Raw genomic sequence first — 330 nt, forward strand, 5'->3', positions numbered from 1 at the left:
CTTTGCTCTCTGCATCGTGATGCTGGCCGGCTTTGACACCACTACCCACGAGATGCAGTTCACCGAGACGCGCCCGTGGGTGCCCGCGCTCGGAATCACGTACGCGCTTGGCATCGACGGAATCAGCGCGCTCTTTGTATTCCTGACTGCGCTATTGGGCTGGATCTGCGTGCTCGCCTCGTGGGTCGCGATCGACCGCAAGGTGAAGGAATTCATGGTCAGCCTGCTGGCCATGCAGGCGCTGATGCTGGGGGTGTTCTGTGCGCTCGACCTGTTCCTGTTCTACGTCTTCTGGGAGGCGATGCTGATCCCGATGTACGTGATCATCGG

1 pseudogene is annotated in these 330 nt (G+C 60.3%); it reads left to right on the forward strand.

Features of this window, described 5'->3' with window-relative positions:
* Positions 1 to 330: pseudogene (locus tag AC0L2O_RS36540) on the forward strand (NADH-quinone oxidoreductase subunit M); the annotation flags it as partial.

This window comes from Bradyrhizobium sp. Kon10, from assembly GCF_055807395.1.